Source organism: Mesorhizobium sp. Arg314 (assembly GCF_053714275.1).
This window is the reverse complement of sequence record NZ_JBSKBP010000060.1, coordinates 1-24,523: the sequence shown is the minus strand read 5'-3', so window position 1 is coordinate 24,523 and position 24,523 is coordinate 1. Positions and strand designations below refer to the sequence as shown.

General features: G+C 61.6%; 9 protein-coding genes. 4 read left to right on the top strand and 5 right to left on the bottom strand.

Going from position 1 to position 24,523, the window contains the following annotated elements:
* Positions 1-504 precede the first annotated feature (504 nt).
* Both ACWGS9_RS31305 and ACWGS9_RS31300 read right to left on the bottom strand, forming a co-directional pair.
* Positions 505-1,326, bottom strand: a complete 822-nt coding sequence (locus ACWGS9_RS31305; protein ID WP_454508866.1) for a hypothetical protein — start codon at positions 1,324-1,326, stop codon at positions 505-507.
* A gap of 118 nt (positions 1,327-1,444) precedes the next feature.
* Positions 1,445-3,475: a hypothetical protein gene (locus ACWGS9_RS31300; protein ID WP_454508865.1), complete on the bottom strand. Its 2,031-nt coding sequence runs from the start codon at positions 3,473-3,475 to the stop codon at positions 1,445-1,447.
* A 414-nt stretch (positions 3,476-3,889) separates the two neighbouring features.
* Between ACWGS9_RS31300 and ACWGS9_RS31295 the strand changes: the two genes are divergently transcribed.
* Complete coding sequence (locus ACWGS9_RS31295) at positions 3,890-5,074, top strand: FkbM family methyltransferase (protein ID WP_454508864.1); 1,185 nt, start codon at positions 3,890-3,892, stop codon at positions 5,072-5,074.
* A gap of 47 nt (positions 5,075-5,121) precedes the next feature.
* Here ACWGS9_RS31295 and ACWGS9_RS31290 read toward each other — a convergent pair whose 3' ends face one another.
* From ACWGS9_RS31290 to ACWGS9_RS31280, 3 genes are read right to left on the bottom strand one after another with little or no spacing between them, the layout of a single operon-like run.
* A complete protein-coding gene (locus tag ACWGS9_RS31290; protein WP_454508863.1) occupies positions 5,122-7,407 on the bottom strand; it encodes a glycosyltransferase family 25 protein in 2,286 nt (761 codons plus the stop codon).
* On the bottom strand, positions 7,404-8,486 hold the full coding sequence (locus tag ACWGS9_RS31285; RefSeq protein ID WP_454508862.1) for a tetratricopeptide repeat-containing glycosyltransferase: 1,083 nt from the start codon (positions 8,484-8,486) through the stop codon (positions 7,404-7,406). The genes ACWGS9_RS31290 and ACWGS9_RS31285 overlap by 4 nt, the downstream gene beginning before the upstream one ends.
* Positions 8,487-8,491: 5 nt before the next feature.
* Positions 8,492-12,256 carry a glycosyltransferase gene (locus ACWGS9_RS31280; RefSeq protein ID WP_454508861.1) on the bottom strand — a complete coding sequence of 1,255 codons (3,765 nt, stop codon included), beginning with the start codon at positions 12,254-12,256 and terminating at the stop codon, positions 8,492-8,494.
* Between the two features lie 965 nt (positions 12,257-13,221).
* Between ACWGS9_RS31280 and ACWGS9_RS31275 the strand changes: the two genes are divergently transcribed.
* The 3 genes from ACWGS9_RS31275 to ACWGS9_RS31265 all read left to right on the top strand — a co-directional run.
* Positions 13,222-13,536, top strand: a complete 315-nt coding sequence (locus tag ACWGS9_RS31275) for a hypothetical protein (protein WP_454508860.1) — start codon at positions 13,222-13,224, stop codon at positions 13,534-13,536.
* Between the two features lie 92 nt (positions 13,537-13,628).
* Positions 13,629-18,194, top strand: coding sequence for a DUF4347 domain-containing protein (locus ACWGS9_RS31270; protein ID WP_454508859.1), 4,566 nt, complete (start codon positions 13,629-13,631; stop codon positions 18,192-18,194).
* Positions 18,195-19,205: 1,011 nt separating this feature from the next.
* Positions 19,206-24,523: DUF4347 domain-containing protein (locus ACWGS9_RS31265; RefSeq protein WP_454508858.1), on the top strand; the 5,318-nt coding region annotated here is incomplete at its 3' end.

Here is a 24,523-nt window from a genome sequence, read left to right as displayed (position 1 = left end):
GCCCGTGCTGCGGCGGGCGTATGATCGTCATCGAGGTGTTCGAACGGTGCAGGCAGCCGCGCGGACCGCCGGGCGCATCGGCACCGATCCGGGAGACCACTCCATGACCCGGCATGGTCTGATTCAGCCTCCAGCCACAGGCGCTCAACCTACGGCGACGGACCCACGCGCGCCCGTGGTGCTCAGCGAAGCCGACAGGGCCGCGCCCGCCTGCGCGCAGAGGCTACAAGGCTGTGCGGAGGCTTTACTGAGCGGTCCGTCCGTGTCCACCGCGTCGCCTAACGGGGGCGGCCACGCCATCGCCGACATCAGCCGCAAACTAAAATCCCCATAGCCATCAACTGTGGCCCGCGGGTTCCTGCATGAGAGGCTTTCGTACGCCTCACGGCACCCGAAACCCTTCAGCAACGCAGACGCCAAAGTCGAGTTCCTTGGCACTTCAAAAACGGACATCGAGACTGGCCCGCGAGGCCGGTAATTTATTTTTTGACAAGGGGGGTTCCTTCACGGAGTCAAGCGCGCCGGAATCGCTAGCAGTTCGCTCAAGCGGTTTGGAAGTTGCGGCGAGGCGCGCAACTCGGTGCAGCTCTCTTTCCAGCGCTCGAAATATTGGATGACTGGAACAGCTGTGCGGTCGGGCCAGCGGTTGAGCGCGCCAAGCGCCTCAACGCTCTCCGGAGCCTGCTCATATTCCGCAAGAATTGTCAGTGACATCGCCTGCGCGAACGGATTGAGGCCTGGAATTTCGATTTCGCTTCGGTGGTCGGTGAACCACACCGCGGCGTCGCGGGTAAGCCCCTGGCTATCGGCGAGCGCGGCATAGGCTTTGATGATGTTCTCGCGATACCCGGCAATGGCATCGCCGAAAGCGTTGTCGCCGGCAAAGGGCGGGTTCTGCTTCCAGTCCTTGGCCAGGCGCCCAAGTCCATGCAGCGAGAAGGCTTCAACCATGGCTTCTTCGAGCCATTGGCATGGCGGGACCGGCTTGGCGTCTGCCTGCCAGCTGTTGGCCAGGACATGGCCAAGCTCATGGCCGAACTGGTAGGCAAGCTTCGACCAGTCCCGCTCGCCGATGTCGACGATGATCCATGCCATGTCGCTGTCGTCCGGGTGCAGCCAAATGGCGGGCGAGCCGGAGGTGTGCTCGTCGACCCGAAGCCGCGCCGGTTGGCGGTCGGAGACGAGACGGACACCATCCAGGCAGGCATGCCGCATGCGCTCGACGACCAGGTCTGCGGAACGAGGCAGCATGCGGCCCCAGTCGCCGGCCAATTCGATGGGAGCGATGAGGAGGGAGGCACCAAAAGATTGATGCGGGACGCTCATTGCACTATGGCTCCAACCAAGACTGCCGGAAAACGTTACAAGTGCCGCGGTTGATCCCAAACGAAGCATGAATCCGCGCCTATTCATGACAAGTTTCCTATGGGTTTGGCTTTGCAGCCTACGGCGCCCTGGGCAAGGGGTCATCCGGATCTCTTCGGTAGGGTGGAGGATTTGGCACGGTTGCGTACGCTGCCATCCCAGGGCCCGCAACCAACTTGCCCCTGCGCAAGATGAGGAGATCTATAAGCTGTTCCTCGAAATCGGTGCCAAACGTGCACCCTGTGTCCGCAAAAACCACAGGGTGATAATCGTATATACCTGGGAAAGCGCCCGTCGTATTGTCATGGGTTGATTCAGGGTTCAAGAGTAAAGCGTCTGTGCGATATGGTTCCGGAATCTGCTGCTGCAGGTATTCATTGGGATGAGTACTTGCGATGCCAATCGTGGCTCCAAGTCTCATCACGCGGTTCAAAGAATCCAGAGAATGACGAAGCTTTTCAAACTGTGAACCGACAGCTCCGAGCAAGAAATAGATGAGCGGCCGAAAGAGCGAGAAGTCGCTTTCGGCTTCCGTGTCGGTGTCTACTATTTTTAGGCGCTCGGGGATGAGTTGCCCTAGGCTCAAGTCGCACGGCTCAAACAGAAGTTGCGGGCGCCTTTCGGCCAGTCTCAGAGTGGTTGGACCGAATTTGACCTTGCGACGGAACTCAATCGCTCCCGGTGCAAGGGATGCTGCCAGCGCACTGGATTCAGCGGGCCGCTCTCTGCCGAAGTCGAAGGGCTGCGCGACTAGGGAGTGTGTCTGTCGGTCGGTGTGACTTAGCCACGAGTAACGGCGTAGAAGCGCAAGGCCTTCGATCGTGTCCCTTCTCACCAGTTGGTAACGCTCCCAGTCCCGACACCAGTTCTTTTTGCAAACTAGGCCATCCAGGTCCGATCCTAGGTAGTGGTCGCCCGTACGGATGCTAATGCTGCCATCAGCGAAAGTCTCAATATTGCAATCGAGGTTTGCGCGAGCCGTTTGCGCGCGGATATCGATGTCCGATCGCTCGGCCGATATCTGGCGAACCTCCCCGGAGGACTTTCCTCGCGCCAGCAGTCGGCCCTTCTGACCGGATAACTCAATGAGGAGGTTCAGTGGCGCGACACCAAGCGGTGCGTGGCGCACCCGAAGTAGATCGGTATCTGCGAACACGAGCGTGTCATGGTGACTGATGAGATAATACTGATCTCGGAGAGCTGGCACATCTTCGTCCGGCGAGGCGGCGGTACCCACAGCGTCGCTATCGGTTTCGCCGCGGGCGTCGATCTCGTAGCCTCGTTTGAACTCACCAGCGATTACAAAACTCACATCGTTCCGATCACTTGTGGTGGTTTCGACTGGATCCGTTGTGTTCCAGCGGCCGTCCGGACCAAGTTCCTCCGCGCCGACGAACATTCGATCCATTCGAACCTTGCCCAAAGGTGAGCGCGGGTTGTCGGCATAGTTGTTTGGCATGTGCCAAACCCAGGCAAAGGCTGGAGCCGCGCCAGTTAGCCGCGATACCGGAGCGACGTAGCGACTTTGGAAAGGTGCTGGGACGTTCTCCAAGCATAGGCCCATGGCGGCTCGCTCCGCTACTCCCCACGAGCACACCGTCGCGCTTGTCTGTCGGTCGAAAGAGCGCGAATGGACATACTCCGCGGCCAGCTCAAGGTCGAGGATAAACAGGGGATTGTAAGGGTTGGGGATGTTCACCAGTACAGAGTCGCCCAGCAACACATGTGACTGAACAGGCACGTAAACCGGCCAAAAAACGTCGCTGGACGTGAAGCCGCCAAAGGCTGCATTATATTCTACTCGAATGAACGAAGGCAGTAGCCCGAGTCCGCGCAGCGCCTCCCGGAATTCGACGAAATAAGAAAAATTGAGGAAGCTGAGACGGATGTCATTCTCTAGATAGATGAAATGCGTATAACGACCGTGGTTCTCCTGGACAAACTCCTTTGCGATGATCTGCTTATGACACCACGTCAGATCCCAACGATCAGCCAGATCGCTGCAGCTGCGGACAGAGGCCCCGTTCCTGGGCAGCGTCTCCCTGCACAGGCGATTGAGTAGGCCCAACTCACTTTTCTCGAGCGTGTTCGTGACGACTATGACGTTCATTGCGGCTACCGGATATTCCGCCAGGGAACGAAGGACTTCTGCTAGGTAACCAAGGCGCGATCGGTCAAAGTGAAAAGTAATCGCGCATAGTATGCGCGCAGCCTCCGCTCTTTTTGTATCTGTTTTCTCCACAGTCCGCTTCTCCATAGCGCGGTCCAATAAGAGGCTATTTTTTGAGAAATGATAATCCCTGAGTTCTCGCCTCGTCACGACCTGCCTCGCTAGGAAATCGCGCACCTTCAGGCATGGCGATGAAAAATTTGGGCTGTCAAAAGTCCGGCTGATGCCAAAATGACCCGGCGTCTTTCCATCTCGCGCCTCCTAGCTGCTCGCCCGGGATTGAGTTATTGTTTTGCGGTCTGCGCGCCAAAGAACGAAAAGAAATAGGCGCCAAACGCAAGTCACGAGGGAAATGTGGCCGAGGCAATCTATTCCAAGACTTTTGTCGGGGAAAGCCTGGCCAGCTGGCAGGTAGCCCATGAGATGTCTACTCGGATCGAGGATGGGTCGCTTGTTGTCTCTGATTCGGCCGTCCTGAGTTATCATCTCTTGAGGATCTACGGTCCGGAATTCGTCTTTCGTTTGATAAGAATTAGATGCCTCGTCAAATTTTTACCGACCGCGTCCGCAAACTTCTACATCCACCATTTCGGCAATTTGAATGTCGCGGAGATTGATGCGCGAGGAGTAGTTGTTGACCAGGGGATAAGCCGCAAAATATCGGTCATTCCCCATGACCTTGGCTTGCTCGACGTCGAGGTCACGTTCGTCAACTGCCATCCCACGATTTCAATCGGCTGCTCCGACGGCCGCCACCCTGTCTATGCGGGAACAGGGCGCGATCAATTCGTTCTTATGAAGATCGCTGTCGAAACATTTGATGCGACGGCTGACTTGTCCCGGATACCGCCCGAAGATCGCGTTGTCCTTGTGGACGTCGGTGGGCAGGGCGGTTTGCAAACGAAGTGGATGGCGAAGGCAGATCACATCACGCCGATAATATTTGAGCCGATAGCCTCGGAAGCTGCTGCAGTCAGGAAAACCCTGTGCCGAATCCCCGGCGCAAGGGTGATAGAGAAAGCCCTGGCGGACGGTTCGGGTTCGCAAAAATTACATGTTTCCGCTTCATCTGATTGCTCGTCATTGCGGGAGCCGAATTTTGAAATCTTACAGCGTTACTCTATAGGTCATTTATTCAATACGGTCGCGACCGAAGAAGTCGAGTGCATTAGATTTGACGAGCTATTCTTTGCCGGTCATGTTCCATCGCCAGATGTGATAAAAATAGACGTCCAAGGATTTGAATTCGAGGTCTTGACCGGCTTCGGATCCCTATTGAATGATTGTTTGGCAATTGAGCTGGAGGCTCACACCGTTCCCATATATCGCGGGCAGAAATTATTAGGGGATCTAATAAACCTTCTATGGGAATGGGGTTTCTCTCTTCGGAATCTTAGTCCGGTTCCGCATTTCGATGGCGACATTATCGAATTGGATGCTTTATTCATAAAAAGGCGAGAGAAGATAATATCTCTCTCGGAAAAATCGAAGAAAAAATTATCCGTGATCTGTGAGGTAATGGCGGTGCAGGGGATATAAATAGCAATAATAAATTCTGTCTTTTTTTGCCGGATGCCTACTGAAGTTCAAGGCGAGTTGTCCGCCCTGATTCGATCCGAAGTTTGATCCGGATCGGGAATGACAAGCGGGGGGATGCAAGCAAAAGCTTGCATCGAGCTATACGCGGCACACATAGCGCAATCGATACCTGTATCTTCTATCGTGACGCCAGCTCCTGGAAATGAGATAGTTCTTTTTCGCAATGGGAGACAATTGTCAAGGAGTATCCGAGCTCCCTTAGGTGTTACCGAGTATGCCTGCAGCCCAAATGAATGTGCTATTCTGACAAGTGATCTAGATAAATGGGCGCCTTGGAACCGTGTCGGGTATCGGTTGGCGCTTCTTTCATAGAATTCCAGCTTGGCCTTCGAGAAGCCAAAATCCAACCAAAGAAATAGAGGGTCAAATATGAATCCCCATTTTATGACATCCCAGTCGGGAGTCGCGTTAGACATTAAGAGATCGCGTTCTTTAAAAAAATCTAACGACGCATAGACGTCATCTTCAAAAATTGTGATCGGCCTATTCTCGGAAATAGCTAACTTCCACAAATCGATATGAGACAGTGCGCATCCTAGCGAGCCAGATCCATAGGGGCAATCAGCGGTTATAATTCCGTCCGCTACCAATTCCGACTTGTCAATGGACATACCGTCAACTGCAGAAACCCTCACCGTGTTGTCGGATAAGTGGGAGTTATTTTCCATATAGCGCTGGAGGCGACCTGTGCTTCCATCCAGATTGATTAGATGAATATTGTGAGCAATATCACTTTTGTCGACGCCGATAGTCAGGTTAACGTTAGCAGTAGTGATATGATCCAACCGATAGTCATCAAAGCTGTAAGTGTGGTCCGATTGCTCTATAAGCTGTATCCAATCTCCAATAAAGTATACCCAGTCGAATTTTAGGGCGGACTCCTTCGCAATCCCACACTTTTCAACGAATGCTGCACTGTTTTCCTTGTAGTAGCGCAAGGCGTCGCTGGTGAAGGTCACGAATTTTCTGGGCTCTATCGGCGCGAGAAGTCCCGCGCCCTGATAGGCCCTCAAGGGAAAATGGCCTACAGGTGTTCCTATCACCAGCCTCCCTGCAGCGGCACCTTCGAGCACCGACAAGGGACCGGACTCATTGACCGAAGATGATACCACTGCATCAACGCTGCGATAGAAATCCGGCATGTCGTGGAAGGAAATCTGATTGGCGGTTGACCCAGCTACCTTGAATATCAGACCAGCTTCGCGCACTGCGGTTTCAGCGAGCTCTCCTCGCTTCCATTCTACGCCATAAGTCTTCACGGAAAACGAGGTGGTGTAGCCAACGGTCGTTAAACGATCGGGTAGGTTGCTACGGAAGGATAGCGTGTCAACGCCAAGCGGCACTACCTTCGGTTGGCGTGCAATGCCACGCATCACTGAAGCGGCAAAAAGACTTTCGCTCACGACGCCATAGCTAGCGAATTTCTCGAAGACTTCGATCCCTAGTCGTTCGATCAACATCCGCATATCGAATTCGTGATGAGATATTGCTATTATCTTGTCGTAAGGGACATCGTAAGTGCCCACTAAGGTAGATACTCCATCCAGTGCGGAAATGACGAAGTCGTAGTACGAAAAAAGCTCGCGGGCGTATTCGGCGTGATTTTGCTGCCAATCGAGTATGTCGCTCAGGTAACCACGATGATGAAGGTGTTTGGATAGGTCATAGTAAACCCGGCCATGCGACCATTTCGGATAGCCGTAGAACAAAATCTTCTTGGCCAGCGGTCGGCGGGCCGATTTCATCCGATTCAGTGGATGAACGATATAGCTCGCGATGTGGCGTCTGTTGAAGGCGGTTTCGTCGTGACGCCAAGCGCCATCCAGCGCAGATCCGGGGCTATTATCAGTGCACCAGTTCTCGGAGGCGATAAACAATTCCCATGTGCTGCAAACCGAGGCCCCGTGTATCACCTTGCCGTCGGGTATCGCCGACAGAAAATGGCCGTTTGACCTTAGGGTGAGCAAGCCGCGTTCAAGAGCAATCAATTCGAGCGTCGTAGCGCCATCCGACCGACCCTGAAGCCGCAATTGCGAAGCCGTCAGGCAAATGTCGGAGTAGCAATGGATCGGCTCGAGCGAACCGTCCGCGACGCAGACCAACCGGCCTTGCCTGTGACCTTCAGGCGAATTCTTAACGGACTCGAAATACGCGTTCGCCGGGCTGCTTTCGACTGCACCGTGCCGCAGCTCGCCAGTGGCAGGATCGACAAAGATCACCGTGCCGAATGCCGTGAACAGCCGTGCGCGCGAAAATTCGGGGAGCTCGGTCATTTTCTCAGGCCTACCTCTTCCCGTCGCCGAACGAAGAAATCCAGGTTGTCCTTGAGGCGTTGGTTGTTTTGGTCGAGTTCAAGCGCCTTTTGCCCCCACTCGACGGCGCGCTCCATTGCGTTGAGGCGCCAGGATGCGATCGCCCCGAGATCAAAGAGCCGGAACCCCCAGCAACTCGCGTCGTCCAGATAGCTGCCGGTGCGACGTGTTTTTTCGATCCCGTTGGCGCAGGCCCAGAACAAATTCAGCCAGTCGGCCCTGCCGTGGAACTCCTCCGCAAGGTCGAGCCAGATCTCTCTCCGGTGGGGCGCCTCCATCCTCGCCTTGTCGAGCCAGAGCAGTTTGTCTTGCGGTTGCATTCGAGCGATATAGCGCAGCGCTTCGGAACGCTCCTCGCCCCAGACACTTGTGGGCAGCGAAAGGTAATGTTTGAGCAGGTGGATGGCTCGCTCGTGCTGATTGGCCCACATCAGGTCTCGAGCTAGCCAGAAGCAGATCTGTCCGTCGTCAGGATCTTCTCTGTTCGCCGCCTCCATCAGGGGCAGGTAGGTGCTTCGAGTGGGCTTGGAATGGTCCTGTACTTCGTACATGACAATATCATCGCAACTGCCCGTCACCTCCTTTTCCCCGCTAAAGACGAGAGCTTCGTGTACGGCCCTCTTGAAGCGATAGCCCCAGCGATGGTGAAAATTCTTCGTTGGAAAGCTGCGTAGCGGAGTCGGGTTGTCGACGCTCGACCTGTAAACAGTTTGGCAAAAGAGGGCTGTCGTCTCCGGCTTCCAGGCTGCCTCCAGCTTCGCCCGCCAGCCCGGTTCGAGTGACCGATCCATGTCCATCGTGCAGCAGACGTCGACATCGGCTGGGATCAAGGCCATAGCAGCATTGCGAGCTGTGTCAAAACGCCATGGGCGGACAGCTATCTTGTGCACCGTAACTCCCGCAGCGGTCAGCCGCTCGACCGTGTCGTCGGTGCTGCCGGTGTCGGCGACAATGCGATAATCCGCGTCAATGGCCGAACTGGCCCAGCGTTCCGCGTTGGCGGCTTCGTTCAATGCGATGGTATAGACCGCGACTTTCACGACGCCTACTCCGCCCTCCGAAGTTCCTGCGTCGACGTGCCAGACCTGCCGCGCTTGCGGATGGCCACGAGCCCGCCGAGCAATTTTGCCCGGTTGAGCTCATAGTGGCTGTCGAAGAACAAAATTTCCGCAAATTGCCCGGCAAGCGCCCCGATACCAAGCGGATCGACCGAGCGCGCCGCCCCGTGATCCTTGATTTCGCGCAACAATGTCTTGGTCAGCGTTATCGTCGCGGGGTTTTCACCAGGAGGCTGCCAGTCGAGATCCTCGATGAAATACCATCCACCATCGGCGAGCAGGGGGAAGAACTCGCGAAGTGTCAACTGCTCGTCATAGGAGGCGTGGCTGCCGTCGTCGATGATTACGTCGAGCGAGTCTGGCTCGACCTTCGCGGCGACGCCGCGCAGGTCGTCCACCTTGGATTGGTCGCAAACGAACGATTTGAACCTTTCGTTGTTCAGACGAGAGAAATCAGTGAGGTCGACGCCGATAACCTGGCAGAACGGAAAGTAGCTCTGCCACAGCGAGACGGATGGGGTTTCGGTCTGGTTGCCCTCCGCCAATCCGCGACACAGACCGATCTCCATCAGCCGCCGCATGGACAAGCGCTGGCTCGACAGCAGGCGATCGTAGACTCTGGCGTAAGCATGTCGGTTGCCGGTATGCCGGTTCTTGTCGGTGTTGAAGCGGTCGGCGAGATTTGTGAATGTCGGGAAACCATCAATCGGGCTGATTAGATGCGAGATCAGCGGCTTCCCATCGCCGTCAGTCCTCGCTTCGTTGCGCGCCGTCCAAAGGTGGATGCCGAAAACGCGCTCGTCATTTAAATAGTCAGCCAGTTCCGCGATCGGCCTTTCGAACCTGTCTATCTCCGTCCAGTCGATCGAGTTGAAGAACATCGGGCTGAACACCCGGTCGTGCAGCTCGGAGCCGGCATCCGAGGCGATGTAGTCGGAGAGCAGCTTTGGTCCGATGTCGCCGAATTCCTTGCCCGGTGCCGCATGGAATCGCTCGATCGACATTTCATAAAGCGCCCTGAGGTGCCGGCTGTAAGGCTTGGCATAAATAACGTTGCCGCAGATGAAGTGGCCCTTGTGCGATCCGCGCCATTGCAGGTTGAAGAAGTGATCGCCGCTGAAGGGGAACGGCCGCAGCATGACGATGTCGGAATCCATCCATAGCCCGCCATGCTCGTAGAGCACGGCGTAGCGGAAGATATCGCTGAAATACCTGATCTCGGAGCTGGCGACGATGCGTTCGAACGTAGCCCGAGGCATGACGTCGTTGGCGGCGCTCACCTCAATGCCGTGCGGCAGCAGGAACTCCAATCGCTTCGGCGAATAGCTCCACACGCGCACCGGATGGCCGGCCGCTCGCATCGAGGTGGTGGCGGCGATCAGGGTGCGGTGCTCGGCCTTGTCGGAAAGCACCTCGTAGAAGCAGTGGATTTGCGGCAGTGCCGCGCCGTCGCTGACGAACGGCACGATGCGCCGATCGAAATCTCGCGATTGCCGGCGCCGTTCCGCTGGCGAGTCGACCGCTTCCAGGAATGGCGCGAACTTGCGGAAGAATTCCTCTGTCGTCCGGCCCGAACGGAACGCGAAAGACCTCGGCTCGGCGGGTGCGTCGGCGCCGTTGGGGCGGTGGCCGTCGCTGCTGCTGCCGGTCCGGTCAGCATCTCCCGCGCCCGGCGAAGGCAGAGGTAGCGTCGGCTTGATGCCAGCACCGGCGGCGGTCTGGCCCGAAGCCAGGTCCGCAACGTCGTCGAGGAACGCGGCGACCTCGTCCGCCTCTACCGTCGCAATCCACGACTCGCTGTCGCCTGCGCCGTAGGAGATCATGAGCCGCTTGGCATCGGGATGCCAGGCGAGCCCGGCAGCAAACTCCACACCTTTGGCATTGAAATAGAAGGGCCGCGAGACCTTGGTCAGCTGGTACGCACCGTCGAACCAGACGAAGCGGTGCTGGTAATAACGCCGGCCCTCGTTTGGCCTCGCGCGCGCCTCGTGTACCAGCGCCAACCAGCCGCCGTTGAACAATATTGCCTGCGAGCCGCCGCTGAACTGCGACGCCGCGATCATCGGCTCCTGCTCCGAAACCGTCCGGCCGATCTCGTCCAGTATCCTCGTGGGGTCGCACAGATAGATGAAACGGAGCCGGTCGGTGCCGTCGGAAGCGCGTTCGACCAGCGGCATCCAGTTCTTCTCGTGCTGCCGTTGGCCGGCTGGGCGGACGACGCGCCAATCGGTGAGGATATGCGGTCCGAGCCCACCGTCCTCGATTCTTGCCAGCACTTGCTCACACCATCCTTCCGGCGTGAGCTGGCGCACGCAGGCCAGCCCCCAAAGCTTGTCGCCCCAGGCGAATAGCCGCATGTCCTCAAAGCCGAGCACCAGACCGTAGGCGGGCGACGGCAGATCGACCGGCGGCAGCACTTCGCTCGCGCCCTGCATCACCAGATCGCTGTCGAGGCGCAGCAGGAAGTTGCGAGTGCTGATCGGCGCGTCGCCGGGCGTTGCATATTGGCCGTCGTTGGTCAGTGTGTAGTTGACGGTCCGCTGCAGCAGCACGATCCCGTCGCCGAGGCGCGCGACCGAAGGGTTGGTCGCCACATAACCCGCCGGCGCGGCGAAAGCGATCCGCCGTGCCTTAAAGGACTGCATGATTTCGTTGGCCGGCCGCGTGTAAAAATAGAGATTGGATCGCGCCAGGTCCCTCGGCGCGTCGCCGATCTCCCGGTTCAGCGCCAGCCAATTGCAGGTCGCGAAGCCCCGATCTTTGCGCAAGGGATCGCGAGCGTAGTTCGCCGCGATCGCATATTCCTCCCGCATTCCTGCCGTGTAGACAAAGTCCTCGAGAAACAGGATGTCCTGCTCGGGCCGCCTGATCGCCAGTCCGGCCTCTGAAAACAGCACGCTGGCGTCGTTCATGCCCTTCTCGCGATAATGGTGCGCAAGGTCGTAGAGCGGCTCGGCGCGCTGCGGACGCTGGTTGAACGCGGCGAGCGCCTGGCGGATGAAGCCGGCATCGTCGCCCATCTTCTTGAGGCAGCGAGCCTCTTGGAGACGGGCGTTCCACGCCTCCTCGTCCCAGCCGCCCATCGCAGCACGCTTGGCGTAGGCCACCGCCGCCTCCGCAGTCCGCCCGGCGTCACGGTAGGACTGCGCCAAGTAGAACCAGTAGCGATGGTTCTCCGGATCCTTGTCGAGTGCACCCAACAGCAGTTTTATGTCACGCTCGAATTTGTCGACGCGGTTCGAACCCGTGGCGTGATCCTTGTACCAGACACGTCCTAGTTCCTGCACGCCGCCGGGCACGTCGACATACTCGTGGGTCACGCCGTGATAGCGCGCATTGGCATCGCGCCTGACCAGACGCGTGTTCCAATAGGCAAGGCCTGAGTCCGCCCGTTGCAGCAACCGATAGCCAGGCGCGTCGAGGCGTTCGCGGAAACCCGTGTCCTCGACGACAAGCTGCATGTCGGCGTCGTCGAACAGCAGATAGTCATAGGCAAGCGGCGACGCATAGGCATGGTCGAGCGCGGCGTTGCGCGCTTGTTCGAAATTGTGGAAGGGGAATTCATGCAACTCGCCAGGCAGGTTGCGCGTGGCAAAGAACGACCGGATGAAATCCTGCGTTCCATCGGTCGAGCCCGTATCGCCGATGACCCAGCAATCGATGTGGTCGGCAACCGCACCAAGACAACGCTCCAGGTTCGCCATCTCGTTCTTGACGATCATGTTGAGGCAGAGGCGCTTGCCGTTTGTCATATGACTGTCGACCCCCCGGATGATTCCAGGCTTGGGCGGTTGTGCCGTGATGCCATCCGCAATGGCGATTCCTTCGGAAGAGGTTTCATCCGCTGCCTATGCTCCGTACGCGCGCCGTTCGTGCAACATCGGCCGACCTGCACAAACGCCTTCGCTTGATGCATGTTAGTCAGGACTTTCGCGGCGGCAAGAGCCTGCCACACCCGGGCGAACAACTGGCCGCGCCAACTTGGCTGATCAAACTCTCGTGACTTTTCACTGACGAATGGTGCCGTCCCCTAAGCCTTGAATTTTCAAAGGCATTCCGACACGAGCCGTCTCGTCGATATTCAATTGGCAAGGGCACCACGGGTCTTGTGATTCATAATTTGATAACTAAGCCATTTACAAGTTTATAATTTTTGACTTTACTAATATCTAATGCAACTGGGGGTGGGCGCAGATCGAGCTAGGGGCCGCGTCAGGCGGATGTCTGCGAAGCTAGGAGGGGATACAGGAGCAAGCCACTTTCACGCGTTAAGGACGTAGTGCTTTTGGTGGCGTGCAGCGTACGGGCGCTTTGACTTCAGCCGTTGATCAAAGACCGTCGGTTTTCCCAAATTGAAGTGTCTTAGCAAGTAGTCGGTTCCCTCGCCGGTCGTCGCCGCAGTGTCGCGATACGCGTGATGGAGTCGACTGTGGTTCGAGTGTTACCGGCTGCCAGTGGTTGTCGCGCCGAGGCGGACTCCCGCGCCCATATCTCCCTGTCTTATCCGAACTCTTCCGCCTGCAACGGTCGCCCTGATGAAACTCATCTTCGAGCGGGGCCCTGGGTTCGCGACGCTTTCCTGGAATTGAACGACTCTCGGCCCCCGCCGCCGCGACCCGCTTGGTCAGGTAGCGGGCGCCCGGGACCGACTGAAACCTGAAACGACGAAACGAGAGAGGGCAGCGGGGCAAGCCGCCGCCGGTGAAGGAGGATTGTGATGAGCTACACGGCAGGCTTTGCGGTGATGGAAGTTACCGTTCGGGGTGTCTTGCCCATCGGTGAGAAGACCGAGAATGAAAACTATTTCATTCTGGATACGGCCAAGAGTGCGATCGTTGGCCAGGTTGTGCTTCCCAAAGCCGTCCTGCGAAGCCTCGCCGTTGCGCTAACTGTGAAAGTCCCAAGCAGCGCCCAAGCGCTTGCAATTGGCACCTTTGACGATAGCGGGAATTTCCAGGTCGCCGATTTCCTCCGGGTAGAGACCCCAACTGTCGGACATCCTGGCGGCGCCGTCGGTCCATCCGGAAGATGACCGCTCCCAAGCCCCCTTGCCGCTAGAGCTCGCCGCCCAAGCCAACGGGCGGTTTCCCTTTGAAGTGAATTCAAAGCCAACAGGAGCCAGTCATGGCCCGCGCCTCTGAAATTTTATTTGTGGATACGTCAATCTCCGACCTCGACACCGTTCTCGGCAACCTTCGGCCTGAGGTCCGGGCTGTCGTGCTCGACGGCCGTCGGCCGGCAGCGCAGCAGATCGCAGCCGCGCTCGCGGGGCACGAAGCGCTCGATGCGGTTCATATCATCGCGCATGGCGCGCCGGGACGGGTTCAATTCGCAACGGGAGAGTGGTCGACCGCCACGCTGGAGGATGCTGTCGAGGATGTCGCCGCGATAGGCCGCGCGCTCGCCGCCGACGGCGAACTGCGGCTGTGGAGCTGCGAGACGGCCGCGGGGAACTCTGGCGAGACGTTCATTGCGGCTTTGGAGGAGGCGACCGGCGCGGATGTTCGCGCGTCCAAGTCGCTGGTCGGCGCGGCTGCGTTGGACGGATCCTGGGAACTGGCAGGGACCGCCGGCGCTTCGGCACCTTTGCCGCCGATGACATCGGCTGGTGTGACAGGTTACACGGGTTTGCTTGCGACTTCGGGCGATCTCACACTTACCGGAACAATAGATGTCGGTAGCAGCAAAAGCATAAACACTTTCTATTTGATAGATACAACAACAGTTCCTCACACAGTTGTTGGGAGCTTCGTACTTCCATCGTCTGCAAACGCGGTGGCGCCAGCGTTTGCGATAACGATAACCATACCAGACACCACGCACACCTATCAGATATATGACAGTGGCTTCAGTTTATACGGCACACTCACGCCCGGTGCAGGGAACACTTACAATTTCGCCACCGATGCCGGCAACAACGGCCACAATGGCGATACCTTTAACGGCGGCAGTTTGTCTCTCGCGAGTCAGGGTCAGGTAGGGCCTACCGGGCCTGCTGGCGCTACGGGTGCGACCGGTGCCACAGGCGCAACAGGCGCAACCGGAGCCACGGGTGCTACAGGTGCCTCCGGCGCCAGCGGTTCCACTGGCGCGACCGGTGCCACAGGCGCAACCGGCGCCACGGGCGCGACAGGTGCCTCGGGCGCCAGCGGCCCGACCGGTGCGACGGGCGCTACGGGTGCGACAGGTGCCAGCGGGGCCACGGGCGCGACAGGCGCCACGGGCGCGAGCGGCTCGACCGGTGCAACGGGTGCAGCAGGCGCCACAGGTTCAACTGGAGCCACGGGTGCGACAGGTGCCAGCGGGGCCACTGGCTCGACCGGCGCCACCGGCTCGATTGGTGCTACAGGCGCAACTGGCTCGACTGGCGCCACTGGCTCGACTGGTGCGACTGGGGCTACAGGCGCAACCGGTGACACAGGCGCAACTGGCTCGACTGGAGCGACAGGTTCGACTGGCGCCACTGGCTCGACTGGTGCGACTGGGGCTACAGGCGCGACCGGTGACACAGGTGCAACGGGTTCGACTGGTGCCACCGGCTCGACTGGTGCAACCGGGGCCACCGGTGCGACCGGTGACACGGGTGCCACTGGCTCAACCGGAGCGACAGGCTCGACCGGCTCGACCGGCTCGACCGGAGCGACCGGGGCCACAGGTGCGACCGGTGACACGGGTGCAACGGGTTCGACCGGTGCGACTGGTTCGACTGGCGCTACCGGCTCGACCGGAGCAACCGGAGCCACAGGTGCGACCGGTGACACCGGTGCAACGGGTACGACTGGAGCGACCGGAGCTACCGGCTCGACCGGAGCAACCGGAGCAACCGGTGCGACCGGTGACACGGGTGCCACTGGCTCAACAGGAGCGACAGGCTCGACCGGCGCCACTGGCTCGACTGGTGCTACAGGCGCGACCGGTGACACAGGCGCAACGGGTTCGACCGGTGCGACTGGTTCGACTGGCGCCACCGGCTCGACCGGAGCCACCGGCTCAACCGGAGCGACTGGTGCGACTGGCTCGACCGGAGCAACCGGTTCGACTGGTGCCACCGGTTCGACAGGTGCGACTGGCTCAATCGGAGCGACTGGCTCGACCGGAGCGACGGGCTCGACCGGAGCAACCGGAGCCACAGGTGCGACCGGTGACACCGGTGCAACGGGTACGACTGGAGCGACCGGAGCTACCGGCTCGACCGGAGCAACCGGAGCAACCGGTGCGACCGGTGACACGGGTGCCACTGGCTCAACCGGAGCGACAGGCTCGACCGGCGCCACTGGCTCGACTGGTGCTACAGGCGCGACCGGTGACACAGGCGCAACGGGTTCGACCGGTGCGACTGGTTCGACTGGCGCCACCGGCTCGACCGGAGCCACCGGCTCAACCGGAGCGACTGGTGCGACTGGCTCGACCGGAGCAACCGGTTCGACTGGTGCGACGGGTTCGACTGGAGCAACTGGCTCGACTGGAGCAACCGGTTCGACTGGTGCCACCGGTTCGACAGGTGCGACTGGCTCAACCGGAGCGACTGGCTCGACTGGAGCAACCGGCTCGACCGGTGCCACCGGTTCGACCGGTGCAACTGGCTCGACCGGTGCGACCGGCTCGACCGGTGCGACTGGCTCGACCGGAGCGACAGGTTCGACCGGTGCGACTGGCTCGACAGGTGCGACGGGTTCGACCGGAGCCACCGGTTCGACCGGTGCAACTGGTTCGACTGGCGCAACCGGCTCGACCGGCGCCACCGGCTCGACTGGTGCGACGGGCTCGACCGGAGCGACGGGTTCGACTGGAGCGACAGGTTCGACTGGCGCCACCGGCTCGACTGGAGCAACCGGCTCGACCGGCGCGACCGGTGCGACTGGCGCCACCGGGTCGACCGGAGCAACGGGTTCGACTGGAGCAACCGGCTCGACCGGTGCGACTGGTTCGACTGGCGCCACCGGCTCGACCGGAGCGACCGGCTCGACTGGAGCAACCGGCTCGACCGGAACCACCGGCTCGACCGGAGCGACCGGCTCGACTGGAGCGACGGGTTCGACTGGAGCGACAGGTTCGACAGGTGCGACCGGTTCGACCGGAGCAACTGGTTCGACTGGTGCGACGGGCTCGACTGGTGCGACGGGCTCGACCGGAGCGACGGGTTCGACTGGAGCGACAGGTGCGACCGGTTCGACCGGAGCAACTGGTTCGACCGGTGCGACGGGCTCGACAGGTGCGACTGGCTCAACCGGAGCGACGGGCTCGACCGGTGCGACGGGCTCGACAGGTGCGACTGGCTCAACCGGAGCGACGGGCTCGACAGGTGCGACTGGCTCGACCGGTGCGACGGGCTCGACCGGTGCGACGGGCTCGACCGGAGCAACCGGCTCGACCGGAGCAACTGGTTCGACTGGTGCGACAGGCTCGACAGGTGCGACCGGTTCGACCGGAGCAACTGGTTCGACTGGAGCCACCGGTTCGACTGGTGCGACTGGCACCACCGGTGCCACGGGTTCGACCGGTGCGACGGGTTCGACCGGTGCGACGGGTTCGACTGGAGCCACCGGTTCGACCGGAGCCACCGGTTCGACTGGCGCTACCGGCTCGACTGGCGCCACCGGCTCGACAGGTGCGACGGGTTCGACTGGTGCGACTGGCACGACCGGTGCCACGGGTTCGACTGGAGCGACAGGTTCGACAGGTGCGACCGGTTCGACCGGAGCAACTGGTTCGACTGGTGCCACTGGCTCGACTGGTTCGACTGGTGCTACCGGCTCGACTGGGGCAACCGGTTCGACTGGAGCAACCGGCTCGACTGGTGCTACCGGCTCGACCGGCGCCACCGGCTCGACGGGTGCGACCGGCTCGACGGGTGCGACCGGATCGACCGGAGCAACGGGCGCGACTGGAGCGACCGGCTCGACTGGATCGACCGGAGCAACGGGCTCGACCGGAGCAACAGGCTCTACCGGCGCTACAGGCTCTACAGGCTCTACAGGCTCTACAGGTGCCACTGGTTCGACCGGTGCCACCGGCGCTACAGGAGCGACCGGAGCAACCGGCGCCACTGGAACGACTGGTGATACCGGAGCTACGGGCGCAACCGGCGCGACTGGTGACACTGGCGCAACGGGTTCGACCGGCGCTACCGGTTCCACCGGCGCCACCGGTTCGACCGGAGCAACCGGTCCCACTGGTCCGACTGGAGCGACCGGCTCAACCGGCTCGGCTGGTCCAACGGGCCCGACCGGAGGAACCGGCCCGGGTGGCGGTGAAACCGGTAGTCATGGCAACAACGGCCATGGCAACGGAGAACAGCCCGCGCCGGGTAATTCCGGGGACCATAACAATGCCGATAACAGTGAACATCAGGGACAGGGCAACTCTGGCAACGGAAACGGCGGTCACAACGCCAAGGTCACGGCAAGCACGCTGGGGCTGGCGGACACCAAGCAGTTCCTGCAATCCGGCTCGGGCGGCGGCGACAGCCATGGCTCGTTCCGGCAGCTCGTCAGCCAGGCGGTCAGCTCGGCGACGACCGACCTCTTGAACGTTCTCAATACGGTCAAGGGCTTCGGTCAGAACCACAACCAGCCGTCCGGTGCCGTGTCCAACCTGACTTCCGACAAGGGCACGCAGGGCGCCGGATACGGCAACACCGACGACACGCTGAAGAAGGCCATGAAGGACATCCTGAAGCCGCATGAATGAGCGGCGGCCGGAACCGGCTCGCTGACGGCCGGCCGGAAGTTGACAAGCGAACGCGCGGGCCTTGCGCAAATGCGGGGCCTGCGCGTTCGACGTTCAGGGGCAGGCCAGGCGGCTGAAGGTTTGGAGCAGATTCCAGGAAAAGCGCGCAGCGGTTTTCCGCCCGGAATTGCTTAGTCTAGAAAACAAGGGTCAATGCATGTCGCCCCAAAAGTGTGTAAAAGTGTGCAGCGGTTTTGGGGCAACGACATGCATAAAAACAACCTAAAGCGCGTCGCATGAGGCCGGTCGGACGCGACGCGCTTTTAGAGCGGGTCAGCGATTCCATCAAACGCCGAACCGCTCTGGGACTTTCGTCGGTGCGGTGGCGCGCGTTTTTCAGATGGCCCCCGTTCCTTCGGTGATCAAGATGGGCCGTCGGGGTAAGCAATTGGTGCCACCCTGGTTCAGCCGGATGTCCCCGCTTCCGGTTAACCAAAGGTAACTCTTGTAATTATTATTCATTTACAATCTGCTTATTTTCGCGTTTACTAATTTTTAACGTGTTGGGGTTGCTGCGGGCCGGCGGGCCTGCGGTGTTGTGAAGTGTTGGGGAGCAGCGTGCTGGGGGAGTTAGCCAAATAGCGGACGAGTAAGAAGAGGCACGCAGCCGTGACGTGCCCCTGGAGCCGCATTGACGTTTGCCCGCCGGCGAAGGCGGACAGGTTCCCGTTCCGGAGTTCCCCTTGAGTTGACGCCGAGCCATCGGCGCAACCGCTGTTGGGGTGCGTAATGGACCGAGTGAGTTCGTGTGTGTGCCGGTGCGGCGCAAGTTGCGGCGGCGAAAGGCCGGCAACCCGACGGCGCCACCGGTTGCCTCCCAAAGATCCCCTTCATGAAAGCCAATCTGAGGCCGTCCGCTCCCGCGACGCCGTTAGTGCTGCACACTCAGCCTTCCCGTTCGACCGGCCATTTCACGCATCGCCGGGCCAGCGCCTTCAGCTCGAACCCAACCGGCACAGGTAGGACCTCGCCATGACCCGCGCCTCCGAACTGCTTTTCGTCGATCCCTCGGTATCCGATCTCGGCACCATTCTGAGAAACCTGAGGCCGGAGGTCGAAGCGATCGTGCTCGACGGCGCGACGCCGCCGGCGCGTCAGATGGCGTTGGCGCTCGAAGGCCGCGACGGCCTCGACACGGTGCACGTCATCGCGCACGGCGCGCCCGGGCGCGTGAGCTTCGCGGCCGGCGAATGGTCCGTGCGGATGCTGGAGGATGGGGCGGCCGAGTTCGCGGCAATCGGCTTGGCGCTCCGCGAGGGCGGCGATCTCAGGCTGTGGAGCTGCTTCGCCGGTTCCGGCGATGAAGGCGACGAATTCGTCGAGTGCCTTGCGCGCGCGACCGGCACGAATATTGCGGCCGCGACCGGGCTGGTCGGCACTGCGGCTCAGGGCGGCGGATGGGAACTTGACGCGCGTACGACCGGTGCCGGCGCGCAGCCGGCGCTTACGGAGCCGGGCATCAGCACCTACGCCGGTGTGTTGGCCCCAAAAACTTGGATTGGGTCCGGTTCCGTCTCGAACCCAGGCAGCGGAAATTGGAATACGGCCACAAACTGGTCTCCGTTGGGTGTTCCAGGAGCTACGGATACTCTCACAATAGGCAACAACGGCCAAAGTTCCGTGTTCACGCTCACGGTAGATACCGCCGCTGTTGCTGCGTCTGTAGCGATTGTCGGAAGGAGTTCCGGTAGCAAATTTTCAACTCTTACGCTTACTGCGAGCAACTCACTTACTACAAGTGGGGCGATAACTATCACCGATTCCACCGCGTTTGTTAACGGCGCGGGGACAATTACCGCAAACGGCGGGATCACCGGCACAGGGACGATCACCGCCGGTACGGGTGCACTTGGCGGCACGCTTGATATATTCGGCACAATCAGTAGCGGCATCGTTCTGGCGATCGGCACCGCTGCTGCCACCACCCTAAAAATTGAGGGTACAGCAACTTCGGCAGCTGCGATCTCGATCAACAACGCCAACCAGACACTGGAGATCGGCAGCGCGGGCAATCTCACGATCGGCGCAGCCGAAAGCATCACCAGCGGCAAGATCCAACTCGACGGCGGTGCTCTGACCGACGCTGGGGGGCTTACGATTGGCGCTGGCGCGACCCTGATCGGTTCGGGGACTGTCTCGGCGAATATCACGAGCGGCAGCACGGGGACGATAAACGCGAGCGGCGGGACTCTCGATATCACTGGGAATATCGGTACCAGTGCCACCGGCCTGAAGATTGATAACGGAGCTATTCTACGGCTGGATGGAACCGTCGCCAGCGGCGACACCGTAACATTCAACTCGAGTAGCGGCGGCTTGCTCGACCTCAGCAGTTCTTCGATCGCAAGCAACCAGCTCAACGGATTCCAGGCGACCATCGCCAACATGAATGTCGGCGTCAGCGCTCTGGCGCCCACCACTGGGGTGGAGCTCGCGGCCTTTGGCAACAGTTCCGGTCCGACATTCACCAGTGCGAGCTTCAACACGTCCACCGATGTGTTGACGGTTGTCACCAGCGGCGGAACCTTCGCTCTCCAGCTCAGCGGCTCCTATGCGGCGGGCACCTACGCCAGTTGGAACGCCGACGCGAACGGCGGGACAGATGTCTTCCTAACCACCGGATTGGCGTTTCATGCCCGTGCGGCCCTGGATTCTTGGCAGGATCCTTCCTCATGGAACAGCGGCTCGGTACCTTCTACCCAGCCGGCGGCAGGCACGAACATGGCGTTCTTCAACAAGGATGCAAACGCCGACACGATAGCCATGCCGCCGACCCTTCGTCAGGCAACGGGCACCGGAACGAGCACCTGGACGATCAGCGATACCCTGAACGGAACGGGCCAATATCTGAGCTCGCTGAGCTTGGTCAATCAAGGTCAGCTTTTCGTCAACGGGACTGCCAATTTTGCCGTTGGAGCGTCCGCGACGAACTGGACTCTTACCGGCTCCTCCGCCGGAGCGAACGTTGGGTCCCAGTATTTTGAGAATGACGGATCGGTCAACGTTGTCGCAAATTCAAGCGGAACTCAGACAACGGCGAACTTTACAGGAAATATATACTTAACTGGCTATGGATACTATAATCTATACGGTAATGTAACAGTAACATTTGACGTTGGCGTCGGCGTAAGCGCCGGCCAGACGGTAAATTTTGCGACCACTGGTGGCACTCTCATTGTCGGCAGCTCGCTTCTGGATTCTTCCGAGATTGCCGGGTTCAAGCAGGGCGATACCGTCGTCCTGGAGAATTTGGGCGCCGGCACCATCACACAGAACGTCATCGACACGAATGGCGAGGCGGTCGTCCAGATTTCGGTGAACGGCGTCGTTGTAGACACGGTTAATTTCCTTGGTGAATTCCACAATGGTTCGAGTGACTTTAGCTTTGCGTCGAGTGGCACCAATGGTGGGACGCTCACCGTAACCGCGACTGCCTCCGCTGGGACCGGCACACCTGGCGCGACCGGCGCTACGGGCGCTACGGGTGCCACGGGTTCGACCGGCGCGACGGGTGCCACCGGAGCCACGGGCGCGACAGGCGCTACGGGCGCTACGGGTGCCACGGGTTCGACCGGCGCGACGGGTGCCACCGGAGCCACGGGCGCGACAGGCGCGACGGGCGCGGCAGGCGCCACGGGTTCGACCGGCGCAACCGGCGCCACCGGAGCCACGGGTGCAGCGGGCGCCACGGGTTCGACCGGCGCGACTGGCGCAACGGGAGCCACGGGCGCGGCGGGCGCCACGGGCTCGACCGGCGCGACGGGCGCTACCGGAGCCACGGGCGCGGCTGGCGCCACTGGTTCGACCGGCGCGACGGGCGCTACCGGAGCCACGGGCGCGGCTGGCGCCACGGGTTCGACCGGCGCGACGGGCGCCACCGGAGCCACGGGCGCGGCAGGCGCCACGGGTTCGACCGGCGCGACGGGTGCTACCGGAGCCACGGGCGCGGCAGGCGCCACTGGTTCGACCGGCGCCACGGGCGCGACAGGCTCCACGGGTTCGACCGGCGCGACGGGCGCCACCGGAGCCACGGGTGCAGCGGGCGCCACGGGTTCGACCGGCGCGACGGGCGCTACGGGTGCCACGGGCGCGACAGGCTCCACGGGTGCAGCGGGCGCCACGGGTTCGACCGGCGCGACGGGCGCCACCGGAGCCACGGGTGCAGCGGGCGCCACGGGTTCGACCGGCGCGACGGGCGCTACGGGTGCCACGGGCGCGGCAGGCGCCACGGGTTCGACCGGCGCAACCGGCGCTACGGGCGCGACTGGCACCACGGGTTCAACTGGTGCGACAGGCGCAACGGGTGATACAGGCGCGACTGGAGCAACCGGAGCTACGGGCGCGACTGGCGATACGGGTGCCACGGGCGCTACAGGTACGACCGGCGATACGGGCGCAACTGGAGCCACCGGCGCGACAGGCGCCACGGGCGCAACCGGTGCCACTGGCGCGACAGGCGATACGGGCGCTACAGGCGCGACCGGAGCCACCGGCGATACCGGTGCCACAGGTGCGACCGGAGCCACCGGTGCCACTGGCGCCACAGGTGCGACTGGCGACACAGGTGCGACTGGTGCGACCGGAGCCACCGGCGCTAGGGGTGCGACTGGCGATACCGGAGCCACAGGTGCGACTGGCGCCACTGGCGCGACCGGAGCTACCGGCGCGACTGGTGCCACTGGCTCGACCGGCGCCACAGGTGCGACTGGCGATACCGGAGCCACAGGTGCGACTGGCGCCACTGGCGCGACCGGAGCTACCGGCGCGACTGGTGCCACTGGCTCGACCGGCGCCACAGGTGCGACTGGCGATACGGGTGCGACTGGAGCAACCGGCGCCACGGGTGCAACTGGCGATACGGGTGCCACAGGCGCGACTGGCGCCACAGGCGATACGGGCGCGACTGGAGCAACCGGCGCCACCGGTGCGACTGGCGATACGGGTGCCACAGGCGCGACTGGAGCAACCGGCGCTACAGGCGCAACTGGTGATACCGGAGCCACAGGTGCCACAGGAGCAACCGGCGCCACCGGTGCGACTGGCGATACGGGTGCCACAGGCGCGACTGGCGCCACAGGAGCAACCGGCGCCACCGGTGCGACTGGCGATACGGGTGCCACCGGCGCAACCGGAGCCACTGGCGATACGGGTGCCACAGGCGCGACTGGTGCGACCGGCGCCACAGGTGCGACTGGCGATACCGGCGCGACTGGAGCAACCGGCGCGACGGGCGCGACTGGTGATACTGGAGCCACAGGTGCCACAGGAGCAACTGGCGATACGGGCGCCACGGGTGCGACTGGCGATACCGGTGCAACTGGAGCTACGGGTGCAACCGGCGACACGGGCGCGACTGGCGCCACGGGAGCGACCGGCGATACGGGTGCCACAGGTGCGACCGGAGCCACAGGTGCCACAGGCGCGACTGGCGCCACAGGAGCAACCGGCGCCACCGGTGCGACTGGCGATACGGGTGCCACCGGCGCAACCGGAGCCACCGGCGATACGGGTGCCACAGGCGCGACCGGAGCCACCGGCGCTACAGGCGCAACTGGTGATACCGGAGCCACAGGTGCCACAGGCGCGACTGGCGCCACAGGAGCAACCGGCGCCACCGGTGCGACTGGTGATACGGGTGCCACTGGAGCCACCGGCGCCACGGGTGCCACTGGCGATACCGGTGCGACCGGAGCAACCGGCGCCACCGGTGCGACTGGCGATACGGGTGCCACCGGCGCAACCGGAGCCACTGGCGATACGGGTGCCACAGGCGCGACTGGTGCGACCGGTGCCACAGGCGCAACTGGCGATACCGGCGCCACGGGTGCCACTGGCGATACCGGTGCGACCGGAGCAACCGGTGCCACAGGCGCAACTGGCGATACCGGCGCTACAGGTGCTACTGGCGCGACAGGTGATACCGGAGCCACCGGCGCCACGGGTGCGACTGGCGATACGGGTGCCACCGGTGCCACAGGAGCAACTGGCGATACGGGTGCCACGGGCTCAACTGGTGCGACAGGCGCAACGGGTGATACGGGCGCCACGGGTGCTACCGGCTCGACGGGTGCCACCGGCGCGACAGGCGCCACGGGCGCAACAGGTGCGACTGGTGCGACTGGCGATACCGGTGCAACTGGAGCCACCGGCGCCACCGGCGCCACGGGTGCAACTGGCGCGACCGGAGCAACCGGCGCGACTGGCGACACGGGTGCAACTGGAGCCACGGGTGCCACCGGTGCAACCGGCGATACGGGTGCCACAGGCGCAACTGGTGATACCGGCGCTAC